The sequence below is a fragment of the Nitrososphaerota archaeon genome (assembly GCA_011605775.1).
Classification (GTDB): Archaea; Thermoproteota; Nitrososphaeria; order Nitrososphaerales; family JAAOZN01; genus JAAOZN01.
This window is the reverse complement of the sequence record JAAOZN010000055.1, coordinates 1-17390: the sequence shown is the minus strand read 5'-3', so window position 1 is coordinate 17390 and position 17390 is coordinate 1. Positions and strand designations below refer to the sequence as shown.

At 48.5% G+C, this 17390-nt stretch carries 19 protein-coding genes; 2 read left to right on the top strand and 17 right to left on the bottom strand.

What is annotated here, in order from left to right; all coding sequences use genetic code 11:
- A partial coding sequence (locus HA494_05210) for a hypothetical protein (GenBank protein ID NHV97170.1) occupies window positions 1–468 on the top strand: 468 nt, incomplete at its 5' end.
- 4 nt (window positions 469–472) lie between these two features.
- Here the strand turns inward: HA494_05210 and cofE are convergent.
- Genes cofE through HA494_05175 form a run of 7 tightly spaced genes read right to left on the bottom strand, consistent with a single transcriptional unit; the run spans window position 473 to window position 7368 of the window.
- Window positions 473–1240 (bottom strand): coenzyme F420-0:L-glutamate ligase, encoded by a 768-nt coding sequence (gene cofE / locus HA494_05205; GenBank protein ID NHV97169.1) that lies wholly within the window; start codon window positions 1238–1240, stop codon window positions 473–475.
- Window positions 1237–2151, bottom strand: a complete 915-nt coding sequence (locus HA494_05200) for a RimK family alpha-L-glutamate ligase (protein ID NHV97168.1) — start codon at window positions 2149–2151, stop codon at window positions 1237–1239. The genes cofE and HA494_05200 overlap by 4 nt, the downstream gene beginning before the upstream one ends.
- A gap of 10 nt (window positions 2152–2161) precedes the next feature.
- Window positions 2162–3121, bottom strand: coding sequence for a methenyltetrahydromethanopterin cyclohydrolase (locus HA494_05195; protein NHV97167.1), 960 nt, complete (start codon window positions 3119–3121; stop codon window positions 2162–2164).
- 15 nt (window positions 3122–3136) lie between these two features.
- Entirely contained in the window at window positions 3137–3964 is an 828-nt protein-coding gene (locus HA494_05190; protein NHV97166.1) for a formylmethanofuran dehydrogenase subunit C, read from the bottom strand.
- 5 nt (window positions 3965–3969) lie between these two features.
- Window positions 3970–5670 (bottom strand): formylmethanofuran dehydrogenase subunit A, encoded by a 1701-nt coding sequence (locus HA494_05185; protein ID NHV97165.1) that lies wholly within the window; start codon window positions 5668–5670, stop codon window positions 3970–3972.
- Between the two features lie 5 nt (window positions 5671–5675).
- Entirely contained in the window at window positions 5676–6974 is a 1299-nt protein-coding gene (locus HA494_05180) for a formylmethanofuran dehydrogenase subunit B (protein NHV97164.1), read from the bottom strand.
- Window position 6975: 1 nt separating this feature from the next.
- Window positions 6976–7368, bottom strand: a complete 393-nt coding sequence (locus HA494_05175; protein NHV97163.1) for a molybdopterin dinucleotide-binding protein — start codon at window positions 7366–7368, stop codon at window positions 6976–6978.
- A 164-nt stretch (window positions 7369–7532) separates the two neighbouring features.
- Here HA494_05175 and HA494_05170 point away from each other — a divergent pair, with 164 nt between their 5' ends.
- Window positions 7533–8516, top strand: a complete 984-nt coding sequence (locus tag HA494_05170) for a hypothetical protein (protein NHV97162.1) — start codon at window positions 7533–7535, stop codon at window positions 8514–8516.
- Here the strand turns inward: HA494_05170 and HA494_05165 are convergent.
- The 10 genes from HA494_05165 to argC form a co-directional block, all read right to left on the bottom strand.
- A complete protein-coding gene (locus tag HA494_05165) occupies window positions 8487–9551 on the bottom strand; it encodes a hypothetical protein (GenBank protein NHV97161.1) in 1065 nt (354 codons plus the stop codon). The genes HA494_05170 and HA494_05165 overlap by 30 nt on opposite strands.
- A gap of 2 nt (window positions 9552–9553) precedes the next feature.
- A complete protein-coding gene (locus HA494_05160; GenBank protein ID NHV97160.1) occupies window positions 9554–10663 on the bottom strand; it encodes a M20/M25/M40 family metallo-hydrolase in 1110 nt (369 codons plus the stop codon).
- Window positions 10657–11511: a lysine biosynthesis protein LysX gene (gene lysX, locus HA494_05155; GenBank protein NHV97159.1), complete on the bottom strand. Its 855-nt coding sequence runs from the start codon at window positions 11509–11511 to the stop codon at window positions 10657–10659. The genes HA494_05160 and lysX overlap by 7 nt, the downstream gene beginning before the upstream one ends.
- A gap of 17 nt (window positions 11512–11528) precedes the next feature.
- A complete protein-coding gene (locus HA494_05150) occupies window positions 11529–11696 on the bottom strand; it encodes a lysine biosynthesis protein LysW (protein ID NHV97158.1) in 168 nt (55 codons plus the stop codon).
- An 18-nt stretch (window positions 11697–11714) separates the two neighbouring features.
- Complete coding sequence (locus HA494_05145; protein NHV97157.1) at window positions 11715–12941, bottom strand: 2-isopropylmalate synthase; 1227 nt, start codon at window positions 12939–12941, stop codon at window positions 11715–11717.
- Window positions 12942–13000: 59 nt separating this feature from the next.
- Window positions 13001–13411: an Lrp/AsnC family transcriptional regulator gene (locus HA494_05140; GenBank protein NHV97156.1), complete on the bottom strand. Its 411-nt coding sequence runs from the start codon at window positions 13409–13411 to the stop codon at window positions 13001–13003.
- Between the two features lie 74 nt (window positions 13412–13485).
- Window positions 13486–14661 carry a tRNA 4-thiouridine(8) synthase ThiI gene (thiI, locus tag HA494_05135; GenBank protein NHV97155.1) on the bottom strand — a complete coding sequence of 392 codons (1176 nt, stop codon included), beginning with the start codon at window positions 14659–14661 and terminating at the stop codon, window positions 13486–13488.
- Between the two features lie 48 nt (window positions 14662–14709).
- Window positions 14710–15906 (bottom strand): aspartate aminotransferase family protein, encoded by a 1197-nt coding sequence (locus HA494_05130; protein ID NHV97154.1) that lies wholly within the window; start codon window positions 15904–15906, stop codon window positions 14710–14712.
- Between the two features lie 7 nt (window positions 15907–15913).
- Window positions 15914–16720, bottom strand: a complete 807-nt coding sequence (locus HA494_05125; GenBank protein NHV97153.1) for a [LysW]-aminoadipate/[LysW]-glutamate kinase — start codon at window positions 16718–16720, stop codon at window positions 15914–15916.
- A 10-nt stretch (window positions 16721–16730) separates the two neighbouring features.
- Window positions 16731–17390, bottom strand: a 660-nt coding sequence (argC, locus tag HA494_05120; protein ID NHV97152.1) for an N-acetyl-gamma-glutamyl-phosphate reductase, incomplete at its 5' end; no start/stop codon positions are given.

Genomic DNA, 17390 nt, shown 5'->3' with positions numbered 1-17390 from the left:
GCTGCAACCCTCGACGACGCTGTGAGGCTCATCAAACAGGGCTTTGATTTTGTGGTGCTGGGAACCGAGACACTTCACTCATTAGACGCGTTAAAGAATATTATGGATTCGTCTATCGGGGAACGGGTTATAGCTTCGCTCGACGTTAAGCTCCAAAAGACTTTATCGGAGTGTGCAGAGTTGAGCGGGTTAGAGCCGATGGGGGCAGCAAACCTACTATACGAATACGGCGTGAGAAGATTGATACTTTTGGAGCTTGATAGAGTTGGCACATTAAAGGGACCGAACCTCAACCTGTTAGGGGAATTGTGTAGAATACCTTTTGATGAAGTGTTGGCTGGTGGGGGCATTAGAGATAAAGATGATCTCTGGGCGCTCAAGAAGCTGAATATAAGTGGTGTTTTGGTTGCAAGCGCTCTACACACAGGAAGATTGACACTCAAAGATCTGGCTAAGGTTGAGGGTTAGTCCTCTAAGCATTTTTTAGGAAGATGTCGTGCTCCTTCCTCTTCTTCAGAGGCTCTGAGTTAGCGTAGGCATTCAGCTCCACATCAACACCTCTTACAATCGCTACTGGGATGTGTTCGTTCAACTCACCCATAACAAGCTCGGCTGCTGAAGCGATTTCGTCTGCTACCGCAACCTTCTTTAACCTCAATCTATAGCCGAAGACGTCCTTTTTGCCACGCAGATCCAACAGGGGTTTAAAGCCTGAAACGCCGATGGCTACATTTATATCGCCTCTCCTAAAAGGTCGACCGCAAGTATCCGATATGACTACGCCAAGCCGCTTACCGCTCAACTTCTCTAATCCTTCTCTTATCTTCTGCGCTGAGTGATCTGGGTCTGCTGGTAGGAGTGTTGCTGCGGTGCCTCCTGAAACATTAGATAGGTCTACACCAGAATATGAGTAGATCCAGCCGTGTTTGGTTTCGGTTATAAGGTGGCCCTTTACTTGCTTGATTATCGTTTTGGCTTCTTGTAGCGCCAACTCAACATATCTTGGGTCCCTCCCGCTAAGCTTAGCTATCTCCAACGCTTGAGGTGTGGGTTTTACGCCGCTCAAGTCAACGACTCTACCCTCGGCTTTGGAGACTATCTTCTGCGAAACCACAATGATGTCTCCGTCTTGCAGGGTAATTCCTTGCTGAAGCGTAGATTGGTAGATGAGTGCTGGGAGGTCGTCGCCTTGTTTTATTTCAGGCAGCCCTTCTACACCTATGATTTCTACGCGCTTCATATCTTTGTTGTGTGTTCCTCAGCCAGAACCCCTTTCTTAGCGTTAGCGATCATATACCTTGCTATCTCTTCAGCTATGTTTATTTGACTCACAGACTGAAGACCCCTGAATCCGGGTTGGCTGTTTATCTCAGTTATATACCTACCATCCTTCGACTCTAAAATGTCTACTCCAGCTACTTTGCAGCCCATTATATTCGCAGCCTTGATCGCTAGCTCCTCTTGCTCAGCCAAAAGTTTGGTGGCTACTGGTTTAGCGCCTTGGCTTACATTCGTCTTCCAACCCCTTGCCCTCCTATACATGGCTGCTATTACCCTATCGCCTACCACGAAGGCTCTTATGTCGCTTCTTCCGTGTGGTATGTATTCTTGGAGGTATAGGACGAAGTGGTGGTAGTGAAGGAGGTTGAACACTCTCCGCGCAACCTCGTAGTCAGAGATCCTAGTTATACCCATACCTCTTGATCCGAAGATGGGCTTTAGTATAATGTCCCCACCGAGCTCAGAGAAAGCTTCAAGCGCTAGATCCGGGTTCTCCGTAACTACCGTCTTAGGAACCTTTATGCCGTTTGCTTGAAGAATGGAGAGAGCGTAGTATTTGTCCACACACCGCTCAATAGCCCTAGGAGGGTTTACGATGTTAAGACCGGCTTCACTCAACCTATGGAGAGTATTAACCCTATAGAGTATTTCGTCAAGCGAGCCCCTTCCAATCGGTCTTACGAGAAGCGCATCTAAATGCGAGGCAAGATCGACCTTACTATCACGCTGCACTATAGGTCCAAATGCGATTCTGGAGACTAGGTCTGTGAACCAGAAGCACTCTACTTCAGCACCTAAGTTAATGAAAGCTCTTCTAAGCTGGGTTGAGCACCAAGCCTCAGCGTTCCTCGTAAGTATACCTACCCTCAAGAGTAGCGCCTTACGAGATTAGCCCAATGGACTTTTTAAGGACATCTATATTAAGGCGACCAGCAGTCATGGTGGAGCCTGTCTTGATGTTATTCACAGTTATTAGAGCCGGAGCGAAGAGAGCTGGATCTATTTTGTAGAAGTCGTAGTTAGCCTCCTTAAAGATCTCGTAGAATGGTCTTCCGTAGGCTGGAGAACAGGAGGAGGGGACCTTTTTAACGAACTCCTTTATCTCATCATCTGTATCGCACGCTACCTCAAAGTACGTTGCCCCAGCGTAGAGCAGCATATCATTAGTTCTACCCATGGCTTGAGCGAACTTAGGATGCGAAGGCGCTATAGGCGCCCTCCCCGAGCCATACAGCACCTTCTTCGGATCAAAGCCTAAGTCGGTCAGCTTATGCAGACCCGTCTCAACAATCCTACCTGAGATCTGCACAGAACCCGCTATGCTTGAAGTTGGTGCAACAGCAACATACAGATTCTTTGGATCTACACCACAGCTTTGAGCAATGTAGTTCAGCGCCTCTACTGTGGGTAGATTATCAGCCTCAAGCACCAAAACAGCTTTATCACAGGTGTCTTTGTAGGCGATCTTCTCGTAGAGCTCTTTAGGTTTCAGGGCCAGCGCTCTCCCTGGACCTGAGCCCATCGCAAAATATTTCCCAACCGAGATCCTCCAGCCTGCGAACTGTGAGCCGAGGAGCACGATCGCGGGTCTATCTACGTGGACATAGATCGTGGGCAGCTCGACACCATCGTAGTCTGCTGAACCTAGGGTTACACTACCAAGACCAGCGAGGCAGAGTTCGGTCAGATACTTACCTGCTGCAAAGCCGCCTTTCACTTTTACACCAGCATCGACAACAGTGGAGCCGTTCTCCATAACCTCAACCGCTACATCGATAGCCTCTTTCTCCGCAATCATCCTTTGGAAGACGTTCAGTGCGCACGCATTCACACTAACCAACACACTTCCGCCTCTCTAGAGTATGTATGCTTCACGATACTTCAGATGCGGATTTTTCCCAACTGATATAAAGAGCTTACCGTTTCCACCCTCGGTTATGTCGCCGTAGAAGACGTAGAATGGTCCTTGGATCTTATCTCCATCTACCTTGGTATTCGGTCTGATCTCATCTATGTGGAAGCTTGGTAGGATATTTGGAACATTACCTAGCACAACGATCTTACCATTTGTCATAGCTGCACCGAGTTTAGCACCAGCATCACCAGCTACAAAGATTGTCCCGCCCTGCATCCTCACACCAGCGAATACGTCAGCATTTCCTCCTACCTTTATGGTTCCGTCCTTCATCCAGCATCCTAACTCAGCACCCACATTTCCCTTGACGACTATAAGCCCACCTCTCATGCCGCACCGTGTACCCCAGTAACCTGAGCCTACGGCGTCGCCAGCGTTACCATTAACCTCTATTACACCGCCACTCATGCCCATCCCCAAGAAGGCGTCAGCATCGCCATTAACCACAATAGTACCGCCGCTCATCTCAAAGCCGACAAACGTGCCGACTGGGCCGTTGATCGTGATCTTACCAGCCGACATCCGCGCACCTATATGCCTAACCTTCCTAAGATCACCTTCTAAGATGATGTGTAGGTCAGAGGGGTTAGATGCGGATTCACCCTCTACCGTGAAGAGCTCTGAAAGCTTGACTCGCCTATTCCCCCTCCAAGTTTCGAGATTGAGTATCTCGTTGACAGATCTGCCCGCTAGGTTATCTGGTGTAAGCACCTCACCTTCAATAGGTGTCGGAGGCTGCGCTTTGATCTTTAACTTCAGCTCAGCCATATCGTTCACCCCGCTGGCTCAAGCGGCTCAATAGGTGCTGAGCAGGCTAGGTATGATTCTGGTATGTAGTAGTTTTCGAATCTGACAGTGTAGTAGTCTTCGAACAACTTCTGCACCTCTGGTATTACAACATCCTCTACATCCTTCGGCGCCTTTGTGTTCACCCAGTAGGTTCGCCCAACAGGTGCTGCGACTATTTCACCGTCCTTCACAACGATCTCGCCGTCTTTCATAGTTAGGTAGGCGCGTGAGAAAGCTTGCCTCACCAGCTTATAATCAACCGAGGGGTTGACCTCCTTGGGGTTTATATTGTAAACAGCGATGTCAGCATCAGCACCCACACCAAGATGACCTTTGTTACTTAAACCAAGGATCTTTGCCGTCGCAGCCCTAGTTGAAATCGCTAGCTCATAGAAGGTGTACTCCCTATCTATATCCTTGAGGTTCGTCCTTGCACGTGCTAACCTAGGGAGCCTCTTCAGAACCCTATCTCTAGCCTTCTTACTCATAAGCCAAGAAAAGACCCTTGGATATTCTGTGAACGGCCCGCCGTTGGGGTGGTCTGTAGTTATGAAGACACGCCAAGGATCATTGATAAGCAGAGCCAACTCCAAACCTATGCACCACATTACAGCATGCACGTAGTTTGATCTACTGTAGGTTATGGGCACCACACCAGCACCAGTCTCCACTTCGACATCAGCATTAGCCCACTTACCCCTAAGTAGAGTGAAGAGCTTATACTCAAACGGCCCGTCTGCGGTCATAGTTGTCGTATCTCCAAATATCACTTGACCGATGTCTATCGTCACGTGCTGATTCTTGTTCACATAATCAGCGATGGCATCAGCGCGAGAAGAAATAGATAGATAATCCACACCACCGTAGGCATTAAATTGCACGTGCGTTAGATGTATAACTGGCTTATCACCAGCAGCAAGATCCTTGACAGCATCAAGCGTTCTCAAAGTGGTTTTATAGTTTCCAGGCACACCTAGCTGATTTGCGTGCACGTGGATCGGGTGTGGTAGCCCAAGCATCTTGTTGACCTTAACCAACCCCCTAACGATTTCTCTGGGAGTAATTCCGAACCTAGGAACCTCTTGGTCAAAGTCTTGAACCGTCCCACCCCACTTCCAAGCTTCTACACCACCTGGGTCCACAACTTTGATCGCGTAGCCTCTTATGCTGCGCATAAGCCAAGCGATGTATGCTGCGCACTCCTCTAACTTACCATCCCTAATATACTCCATGACGAACCAGTTGTTTCCGAAGAGCGGGAAGCAGGCTTTATCTACTATAGGTATATCGTTCAACTCGTCGTGTGTGTGAACCGTCTTCAGAGGCGGTGTTGCTGGTTCAAAGACGGTTGTGTAGCCTAGGATGGCGTATCTGTAGCCTGTTGTGAAGACCGATGGCACAGAATGGCCTACACCTGAGCGCTTAACGCCGCTCTTAACCTCATAGTCCTTATAGTGGTCTTCGGGTCTGAAGAGCCTACCTATATTCACTTTTGAGCCAGCGATGTGTGAGTGGAGGTCTACGCCACCAGGCATAACCAGCATATCTTTTACATCAATCACCTTGGCTCTTGATTCATCCACAGACTCCACGATCTTGCCGTCTTTGATAGCTATATCCTTGCGTTCACAATCTATCTTATTCGCCGGATCGACCACATAACCGTTCTTCAGCAAATACTCCATACAGATCACCTACCTCTCTTAAGCTCCCTCACGCGCCTCAGGATGAGGTCAAGTATCTGGACATCCGGTAAGATACCTTCCGGCGGCTCAACGATCTTCTTCATAATCAGACCCACACCATCCATTCTGTACGCTGTGCCCCCTTCTTCGATGCCGATGAAGGCGCTAGGTATGACCACATCAGCCATATAAGCGGTGAGCGAAATATGGGGGTCTATGACAGCAAGAGGTTTGCTACACAGATGCCTCACAGCATCCTTCGGTAGGTTTGCCACAGGGTCTGAGGCAACGACTAGTGTGGCATCATTATAGCCTCTGCTAAGAACATCTACAGCAGTAGTGTCTCCGGGCTCGTATCTTGGGTAGCCTCTGCTAAAGTCTACTGCATATGGGTACCCGGTCTGCCAAGTGAAGACCTTGTTTGCACCAGTAACGTTGTAGTGTCCTCTCATGGGCATGATGGCGAATTTTGTCCATCTGTTAAGTTCACGTACAAGGGTTAGTGCGCCATCTATGTTCCTCTCTTTGCCTTCGCTCATCGTTAAACCGAGTCCGAAGAAGAGTACACCGAATTCACAGCTCCTCATGAGCTCGGCTAACTCCTCTATCTGCTCAACCGGCACACCAGCTACCTCTTGCTCCTCTATCTCCTCGTTCTGAAGCATCATCTTTAGGGCAGCCATCAGCTCGTAGTCCTGATTGGGCTTTACCTGCACAAAGATGTTGGCGTTGCGAGCAGTCGGAGTCCTCCTAACGTCTACCACAACAACCTTCCTCTGCTCAGGCAGCCTGAACCTTCCTTTGGAGAGAGAGCTATATCGCTTCATGTGTCTTGTGTGCGCTGATGAAGGGTTACATCCCCAGTAAATGATTAGGTCGGCTCTGGCTCTGACCTCGCCGAGTGAGCAAGTCGGCTCTCCGAAGTCTTGCACACCTAGTATGCTTGGTCCGTGGCAGACGGTCGTGGTGTTATCGATCACACCACCGACTTCCTCAGCCAGTTCAACACCCTTCTTCTGCGCTTCACAAGAGGTTAGGCTCCAGCCGTAGAGTAGTGGGTACTCTGCTTCAACCAGCATTCGGGCGACGCGTTCAATAGCATCATCTAAGGTTGTTGGTTTGAGTTGACCGTTTACACGCACTAATGGCGTCGTATTCCTTTCCTTGTTATAGTTAAGGAACTTTGAGGAGGAAATGGCGCAGTCAGTTCTTACCTTGACTATCTTATTATCTTCCACATACACATCGTTGTCATCACAGAGGCTTCCACAGCCTGGGCATAACACTGCATTAATAACCTTCATCCTACTTCACCCTACCGTACGTCTTGATAAGCAGCTCCTTGATCTCAGGCACAGACTCACCCGGAGCGGGCTCAACTTCTACAGGTATACCCTTGAAACTTGGCATACCAGTACCGCCAGTCTTGGTTCCTATTAGTAGGTTAGCGTAAGGACCGTATGGTACAAACACGCTTCCGCGATGCACCAAGGACGATGCTGCGACTCTTAAGACCACACTCCCATATTCTGTGGTCAGCCTTACACAGTCCCCTGGTTTTACGTTGAGGATCTTTAGGTCTTCTGGGTCTATCTGGCACGTAGAGACTTCCTGAATATACTTTTCTGAGAACTTACCTGCTTCTTTCCCAACACCCTGGACTAGGCTTCTACCTGTTAAAAGAGTGAATTTTACCAAACCAGCTCTACCACTATCTTGTTCAAACCCTTTAATAGATTTTCCTTACTCCATTGTAAGTCTAACGTTGCAATACAGAAACTTCAGATGAATATGCTAAGCGAAGCGTAAAGCCGGCTTTGCAAAATCTATAAACAAGGGTAAAAACAATTTGCTGTAGAGGCTTGAAAAGTAGAGCGAGAAGTGTTGAAGATATAGCGCTATGCGGTGCCTTAGCTTCGCTACTTGAAGTATCGGGATGGCCTAAGCCTGGGAACGTGCATAGAACAAGCAGCCTCGAACCTAAATTTGAACGCTTCTTATGCGGCTCGCTTCTCCTCTACAACCCATTACTACAGGCTGCCAACGCTGGCTATAGAGCTGGGAACAATAATAGAGTTAGCGGGTGGGGGCTTGGTCGGCTCCTAACAGAGGTCTATAATATGGGGTTAAGTTGGCATCGAGAAGGTAACACTAATTTGGGTACAGCGATGCTTCTCCTACCACTCTCAGCAGGAGCTGGGCTACTTTTAGGTTCAACTGGAGCGGTGAATTTGAAGAGGCTTCGAGCAGCCTCTACAACCATGCTGCAAGCTACTACAGTAGAGGATGCTGTTGAATTCTATAAACTGCTCAGAAGGGTTGGGAAGAGTTGGCTTGGGAGAGTGAATGGTATTGGTGTTGGTGCTCCTGACGTATTTGACGCTAGAGCGTATGCTAAGATAAGAAGACTTAACTGCACATTTCTAGATGTGATGAGGGCTTCCTCAGAGTGGGATGCTGTGGCATACGAGCTCGCTAATTCCATGCCCTTAACCTTTGAATTAGCCTACCCAACTCTACTCAAATATCATCGCGAGAGTGAGAACATAAACGTGGCTACTGTAAACACCTTTCTAACGATCCTAGCCCAAAAAGCAGACACATTTATCATAAGGAAGCTTAAGGCTGCAGGTGCAGAAGATGCTGAAGAAAAGGCTAAGAAGATCTCAGAGATGGCCAAAAACGTCTTGCTCTTAGGTGGGGCGGCGACTGAAGAAGGTAGAGATGCACTTTTCAAGATGGATGATGAGCTAAAGCGTGGTGGGGGGCTCTTTAACCCCGGTTCAACCGCAGATATCGTCGCTGCTGGGCTTATGCTACTTTTGCTCGCTGGTGCAAAGATTTAGCGGTTTTAAGAAGTCTCTACCACCCGCTTCCGGTGAGCCTATGAGGAGTCTAAGGCGGTCCTTGCTAGAAGAGGATTTGACCTCCTCGACCTTGCCGTAGGCTATCACTTCTTCGCCTTCTTGTGCAAGCCCTCCGTAGAAGCCCTCATACGATACCACTTCTGACACCCTCCAACTTAGATCGCCTTCTTCCACTTTGACATCACTCAACGCATAGATGTAAGGTGTGTAGAGAGCCTCCACAACCTTCTTTACCCTAGCTCTTATTCGCGCGAATCCTAAACCTCGAAAGCGCTCCGAGCCATATCTAGACTCTACTTCTTGATCTAAGCGTGTAGGGTGTATAGAGAAGGCAGTCCCTTTATAGAGCGCGTAGTTCCACCTTCTACCATAGATGGCAGCCGCTTCGCTTACCGATACCGGGTATGCTTCCGCCTTCTCCAAGCACCACTTCTCCAGCGTAGCACCCTCAAGGCGTGTTAAACCAGATGAAAACTCGTCATAGAGGCTTAGAACAGCGTTTTTGACCTTAAGACTCTGTTCCCGACCATATACTACAAGATCTATATCAGAAAAGCTTGGATTATGAATTTTGAGGAGTATAGAGCCGGTAACTCCAAAGTAGCTTTTTGGCACACCAGATCTCTCAGATAGCAGATCTACCAGATCTAGAACCTTCTGCTCCAGAGCATCTTCAGGTCCCTTCTTTATAATTTCTTCCAGCCTCTTCTGTGGGATGTAGTGCCTCAAGATGTATTGCTTGGGGACAGCAGATATCTTGAAGCCGAAGACCTTAGAGTGGAAGACGTAGTGTGGGTAATGCTTCTTAAGCCAATCCACATTTCTAACAACCTCTGACGCGGAGTAGTACTTCATAGCCCTACTATAGTGCTTTGAGCCAGAGGACCATTTACCTTCGGCTGAGGGTAGATACTTTAGATACGCAATCACTCGATCTCTTGGGTGCACATAACCTACTACGCAGAAGATTAGACCTTCCTTACTCTCTATGAACTCGCGGTCTTTAAAGAGCAACTCTACTTACGCCCTGTAAGGTTGGCTAACTCAATAATAGCCGTTTGGAGTATATCGATGCTCTGCAGAAACTCCTTTATCTCAATACCCTCTTTCCTCGTATGCGAAAGATGAGGATTACCAGGACCATAGGTAACTACGGGTATCTTGAGGACTGTACCAAGCGTGTTCATATCACCAGTACCAGTCTTATGGAGAAGCATAGGCCTCCTACCCCTAACCTTCAGAACCGCTCTAACGAGTGCCCTTAATATAGGAGAGTTCCGATCCGCTTCGAAAGGCTCTGTCTGATCCAAGATCTGCATATCAAATTTAGGGAAGGAGAGGTCACGCTCAAACCTACCTATAATTTCTTTAACCTCATCTAAGATCTGTGTGGTTGTGTAATTCGGCGGCACCCTGATGTCGACTGTTATAGAGCATCGGCCGGGCATAACGTTATGTGAAGAACCCCCTCTTATCTTCGTTAGACAAGCGGTTATAGAGCGGTATCTGTCGCCATCAACATTCTTCTCAGCGAGAGAAGCCTTTATAGCTTGCCAGACTTCGAGCAACCGCTCTACAGCGTTCTCAGACATCCAGGGCGCACTGGCGTGCACACTCGGAGTTTCACAGATCAGCTTAAGGGCAAGCCGACCCTTATACCCCACTGTTATACTATCGAGCCCGCTCGGCTCACCGAATATAGCGTATTCAGCATCTACACCACGCTGAAGAAGCGTCTTTAACCCTAGACTACTACCCTCCTCATCGCTCACGGCGGCCACGATAATCTTACCCACATCTTGCCGATCAACGAATCTTGATGCAGCCAATATCATGGCTGCTAAAGATGATTTGGCGTCACAAGCGCCTCTACCATATATGAAGCCTTTTGATATACGTGTAGGCTGGTAGCCGGGCACAGTATCCATATGCCCACAGAGGAGGAGTTTTGGGCTACCTGAACCCACCTCGCCCACAACGTTATTTACCTCATCTATCGTCACGTTTCTGAAGCCTAAGTCTCTACTCATGCTCTCCTTTAGAAATAGGGCTAGCTCACGCTCAGCCCTTGAGGGGGAGTAGATCCTCAGCATCTCAGCGAGGAAGCCTACCTCGTAGCTTAGCATCTCTTAGTCTTCTCTACGAGATACTCTATAATATAGCCTGGTATGTCCACACCTGTTGCTGGTACGCTGTTTCTGAATTCTGTTGTGTTGTTAACCTCGTGCACCACAAGACCGTCAGGAGTCTCCATGCAGTCAACACCGAATATTCCTTCACCTATTGCGCGTGCAGCCCTTAAGCATATATCCTCGACTTCTTTAGTTACTGGGCAGTTCACAGCCTTCCCACCTCTTGATGTATTGGTTCGCCAACTCCCCTCCGGTGAGACACGGTAAATGGCTGCGACTACTCTGTCTCCGATTACGAATGCGCGAATATCTCGAGGCGGTCTGTTCACCTTCTCCTGCAGATAATAGACTTGGTAAAGGGGAAACATGTGCTCACGATCCTCTAGCACAGCCTCAGCAGCCTCCTTATCGTTGACCAAAGCGAGCAACCTACCCCAGCTCCCTATTACAGGCTTGATCACAGCCGGGTAACCAAGCTCCTCTAAAGCAGCTAAAGAGCCTTCTGGTGTAAAGGCTAGCATCGTTCTGGGGGTTGGGACACCAGCTTTTATCAGCGCTAAAGTTGTGAAGAGCTTGTTGCCAGCTGTTATGGCTTCGTGCAGCCCGTTAACAACCTTTATGCCGTGTGCCTCAAGCAGCGCCGTTAGGTGTAGGCTTCTGAAGTAGCTGACACACCTCTGAAGCACGATATCTCCATACTCCGATCTGTCAATCCTGGCCAGATCGTAGTATTGATCTTTACACTCTATTGGTTTGAGGGGTACATCCTTACGTTTGGCAGCTTCGATAAGTGCCTTCTCCTCCCATCTTGCCGTGTCGTAGAGCATTGTGATTGTTGGCATAGGGTGATCCCGATACTCTATTCTCCCCAGTCTTCCCCTTCCACTTTAGCTGGTCTTATGTCGATTTCCCCCTTCTCATTCTTATAGACTTCGTAAGAGGCGCCGCAGTCTTGGCAGGTTACTATTTCGCCCTCTAGCACATCGCTCGGAAGCTTTATCGTCGCATCACATTCGAGGCACTTCAAACTCTTCACCACCTAAGATTAGGATCGCTCCTTATTAATTGCTTCGTCTAACTCCAGAATAAGCTTCTCCATCTCATCGGTCAACTCAACTTCAAATAGGTCTCCGCACCTTAGGTCCTTAAGACCACGTGCAGCAGTAGAGGCTGTTACCTCATCAGGCTGCAACCCTAGTAGCTTGAGGAGAAAGGCGGCTTCGTTCTTCCCAGAGAGCTCACCAATAATTATACGCCTTCTGTTACCAACTACTTTCGGTGGGATGAGTTCGTATGCAGAGCGGGCTCTTAAGACAGCTGCAACGTGTGTTCCCGCTTTATGCTTGTATGCATTCACCCCTACTAGAGGCGCCATGGTGTGCGTCTTTATGCCAGTATATGCTTCGACGAGTTGAGATAGCTCGGTTAACATATTCAACCGCACATCCAGTTTAGCGCCATAGAAGATCTTGAGCGCAATAGCCGCTTCAGCCAATGGAGTTATGCCCACCCTTTCACCTAACCCGTTTATTGTGACGTGTATCTGATCAGCACCAGCCTCTACACCAGCCAAAGAATTCGCTAGAGCCAAACCTAGGTCATTATGGCAGTGAACATCAATAGGTTTGCGAACCACCTCTGCGACCGTCTTAACCATATTAAACATCCCTTGCGGGCGTAAAGCTCCTACCGTGTCTGGCAAGCCTATTCTCGTAGCCCCGGCTTCAGCTACGCTCTTGGCGAAACACTTTAGGAAATCTGGCTCAGCCCTACTCGCATCCTCTAGTGTGAACCTCATCTTTAACCCGTGGCTCTTAGCATACTCTACCGCTTCCACAGACCTCCTTATCGCCTCCTCCCTCGAAACCCTAAGCTTGTAGTCGAGATGTATGTCTGAGGCGGAGTGGTACATAGCTATCCATTCAGCATCACACTTTAATGCTTCATCGATATCAGACTTTAAGGCGCGAATGTGAGCAACTATATCAGCCTCTAAACCAGCGTGGATGATCTCCTTCGTTGAACGCAGGTGATCAGGCGAAATAATCGGGCTGATCTCTATAGCATCTACACCAAAATAGTCGAGCATCCAGGCGATCTGCAGCCTCTGCCTATGAGTAAAAGTTACCCCCGGAGCCTGCTCACCTTCCCTAAGCGTTGAGTCGAGTAGGCGGATCCTCCTAGAGTCTTTAGGCGGATTGTTGTATAGGTTAGAATAGCCAAGAGCAGCCTCAGCAAGTAGATCGTCAACATCCACCTTTTTGTTGCTCATTTAGTGATGCGCCTAACCAGCCTACTTCGGCTTTATATATATTGTTTTTCGTATGATTTTCATCGGATAGTACGCAGAACTATGACGGTATTTGTCGTCATTACCCCCTCTATTTTGCGTATTTCGTCTATACATCTGTTTATCTCTGCGATGTTAGATGCTGATATGAAGACGGCTATATCGAACTGACCTGTGATTTCGTGAACTACTTCGACATTCTTTAACTCTTTGAGCCTCTCAGATACCTTCTGGGTGGGTGTGGCTGAAGAAACTGTTAAGAGGGTTATGGCGTTGGCACCACCAGTTTCGACCTCGATCGTGAACCTTTTGATAACGCCCGACTGAATAAGGTTCTGCACTCTCCTTCTAACCGCAGCTTCGGACAGACCAACCTCTTGACCTATCTTCACATATGGTGTTCTCGAATCCCTCTTCAAGATTTCGATGATCTTTTGGTCTATATCGTCCAACCCACTATACACTACCCTTTATCCTCATCACTACCCTACATATAAATTCTTAAATTTTGGGTAGCATTCGCTGCCTATAGTGCTTCTTTAACCTCCACCACTTCAGCCTTCTCAACACTTGTGTTTACGGCTTCATCAAGGTTCATCTCGCCTTCTATCCTCTTAACATCCTCAAGCCTAGCCTTCGTTACTGGATGCTTCGCTACGAAGAGCGAGCAGCAGTCTTTGTAGGGCCTTATGGAGAGCTCAAATGTTCCAATCTGCTTCGCCAAGTTGACGGTTTCATTCTTATCATACGTCAAGAGGGGTCTGAGTATGGGTGTGGAGACCGCGCGCTCTATCACTGACAGGTTTTCAAGTGTTTGCGAAGAGACCTGCGCGAGGTTTTCGCCGCTACTTAATGCTGCTATGCCGTATTTGCTGGCGATCTTTTCACCAACCCTCACCATATACCTTCTGAATAAGATCAGCCTGTATTTGAGAGGCACCTTCATAGCTTCTATCTCAAAGGGTGAGAAGGATACAAAGAAGATTCGTGCTGAGAAGGAGTAGCGGTTCAACACCTTAACAAGATTAAGGATCTTAGCGTTCCACCTTTCATCAAATCTTTGGAAGGCGTGAAAGTGGAGGTAGTCTACTTCACAGCCCCGCTTCATAAGCAGCCAAGCAGCAACAGGCGAATCTATGCCACCAGATAGAAGGTGCAGAACCTTGCCAGATGCACCTACTGGGAGACCACACAACCCCTTTATTTTCTGTGTGTGGATGTATGCTTCGCCATCCGCTATTTCGACAAAGACCTCCTTTTCAGGCACCTTTAACGACACTTTAACGTTAAATGTGTTTACTAGGTGTGCTCCAAGTTCCCTATTTAGATCGATGGATGTGAAGGGTAGGGTTTTGTCGGCTCTGTTAGTAGATACCTTTACCTTCTCCCCGGGGTTGAAGGGTATGTTTTTGTCGACGCATTTTATTATACTTTCTTTGTCGGCTTCTGTTCTGTGGCAGAATGCGAACCACGCTATGCCGAAGACCCTTTTGAGCCTCTCCTCGATCCGGCTAACGTCGGACCTTTCATTCAACTCTAGGATGAGTCTGCCGTGAATGTTCTTCACATCAGCGTATTCTTCACCTTCGAGCGCCCTCTCTATGTTCTCAACTAGCTTCCTTTCGTAGAATGGTCTGTTGAGCCCCTTTAATGCTATCTCGCCGTAGTGTATGAGCACGCAGTCAAACATTTTTTCGGTCAAAAAGTAATGTGGCGGATTTTAAAAGCCTTTGGAGTGGTTACCGCATGTTCACGCTGAAGACAGGGCTTGAAAGTGAGCTCGGTCTTCTTCAGCCAGAAGCTCGTCTAGCACCATCAGCCCTCGGTCGATCTCCTCCTCTGTTATCACTAGTGGTGGTAGGAAGCGCAGAACATTTTTCCCAGAGTAGAGTAGGATTAGACCCTTCTTCAGGGCTGATAATAATATATTCTTAACCTCGAACCTAAGCTCCATAGCGAGCATAAGCCCCATCCCCCTAACCTCCCTCACAACTTTATGCCCCTCTTTAAGTGCTTCAAGACCCTTCTTCAACCTCTCGCCGAGCCGCTCAGCCCTCTTCTCAAGCCCCTCCTCCTTCAAGTAGCGTACGGTTGCTGAGCCAGCTGCACAAGCCAAGGGGTTGCCGCCAAATGTTGATGTGTGGTCCCCGGGTTTGAACGCTGACATAACCTTCTCTGACGCTATCGTAGCGCTCAGCGGGAAGCCTCCGCCCAAACCCTTTGCTGTGCACAATATATCGGGCTTGGCTTGAGTGTGTTGGTGAGCCCACATCCTCCCAGTTCTAGCCAAACCGCTCTGGATTTCGTCGAAGATGAGTAAGCAACCTTTTTCGTCAGCAATCTTGCGAAGAGCCTCCAAGTACCCTCGAGGTGCTGGGTGTATACCGCTTTCTCCTTGGATGGGCTCAACTATAATGGCTGCGGTTGCATCTGAGACTGCCTCATAGGCCTTCTGAATATCACCAAAAGGCACGAACCTAACATCAATGAGGAGGGGTTCAAAATATGCCCTATATTTAGGGTTCCATGTTACCGAGAGTGCACCTATGGTCTTGCCGTGGAAGGCCCCTGACATTGCTACAATCTCTCTTCTAAAAGTGGCTTTGCGTGCAAGCTTTATGGCGCATTCGACCGCTTCAGCTCCGCTGTTTCCAAGATAGATCTTCGTCAAACCATCTGGGCTTATCGAGGCGAGCTCCTCTAGGAACTCGGCTCTAGCGTCGTTATAAAGTGAGCCGTGGCAGGTTATTAGCCTAGAGGCTTGCCTCTTAATAGCCTCTACGACATAGGGGTTACAGTGCCCTACTACCGCTACACCATACCCTCCCATAAAATCTATGTACTCTCTACCAGAAGCATCCCAGAGCTTAGCACCCTCACCTCTAACTATAGCCACGGGATACTTCTGATATACTGGTGCGAAGTATCGGTCTTCGGTCGCAAATATGCTTGCTTCATTCACCGTAGATCACCGTACATCCCTCGCCTTTTAACGCCGTTGAGATCGGGTTCTCTGAGAGACCTGAGGCGATTACGCATTCTTTTACACCCATTTGCAGAGCTTCTAACGCTGCTAAGACCTTCTTCTCCATCCCGAACCCTATCTTTGGTAAGAGGTTCTTAGCTTCGGCTGCTGAAATCTTCTCAACGAGCTTGCCTTCCAGTATGAGCCCTTTGACATCGGTTAGGAAGATCGCTTTATCAGCCTTTACGCCGCCAGCAATGTATGCAGCGGCTCTATCGCCGTCGACATTAAGGAATTCGTACTCATCTCCTAACGCCACTGGTGAGATGACGGGTAGGTAATTTTTTTCGAGCAGTAGGTTTAGCAGCGCAGCGTCCACGCCTTTTATTTTCCCTGTGTAGCCTCCGTCTATAATCCTCTTCCTTCCCCTCTCATCTACTATAATGAGTTTCTTCTTACGCTCCGCTCTTATCAACCCACCGTCTACCCCGGATAACCCTACTGCCGGTATGCCTACGCGCTGAAGCGTGGTGACTATCTCTTTATTCATCTTACCCGACATAACCATATTATAGATCACTACGGTCTCCCAGTCTGTGTACCTGCTTCTTATCCCCTCGGGCGAGACCACGAACTTCTGCTCTTTACCGAGTTTCTCAGCGACCTCTGTCACTTCTTTTCCGCCACCGTGCACTAGGATTACTTTGTTTGTGTAGGCGACCGCTTTCAGATCATCCAAAATATTTGGATGTACACCTTCTCCTAATATGCTCCCCCCGACTTTGATTACGATCAGCATCCTTCTCTCACACCGGATGTAAGCCACCTACATTTAGACCCATCCGCTCATCAAACCCGAGCATCACATTCATACACTGCACTGCAGAGCCAGCCGCACCCTTGATCAAGTTGTCTGTCGCTGAGAGCAGAACAAGCCTGTTCGCGTGCTCATCCACCTCAAACCCAATATCACAGAAGTTCGACCCGACCACGATCTTCGGATCTGGGTATCGGTAAAGCCCCTTCCTATCTCTAACAAATCTTATGAAAGGCTCCTCTCTATAGAAGCCTCTGAGAGTCCTCCAAACCTCTGGCGCTGTTATCGGCTTCTTAGGGTAGGTGTGTATAGTGCACAATATCCCTCTAACGATGTTTACTGCGTGAGGAGACATCGATATCGTAACCTTCTCGTTCGCAAGCAGGCTCAACTCCTGCTCTATCTCAGCCGTATGTCTATGCCCAACAGGCTTATACGGTCTGATCACACCATACCTCTCAGCGTGATGCGTGCCTAAGCTCGGCTTCGTACCACCACCAGACGAGCCTATCTTTGAATCGACCACAATATGCTTCCTATCTATAAGGTCTGCTTTGATAAACGGCGCTAAAGCGAGTATTGAAGTAACTGCCATACACCCTGGGCAGGCAACATAACTCGCCTGTCTTATCTCATCTCTGTGAAGCTC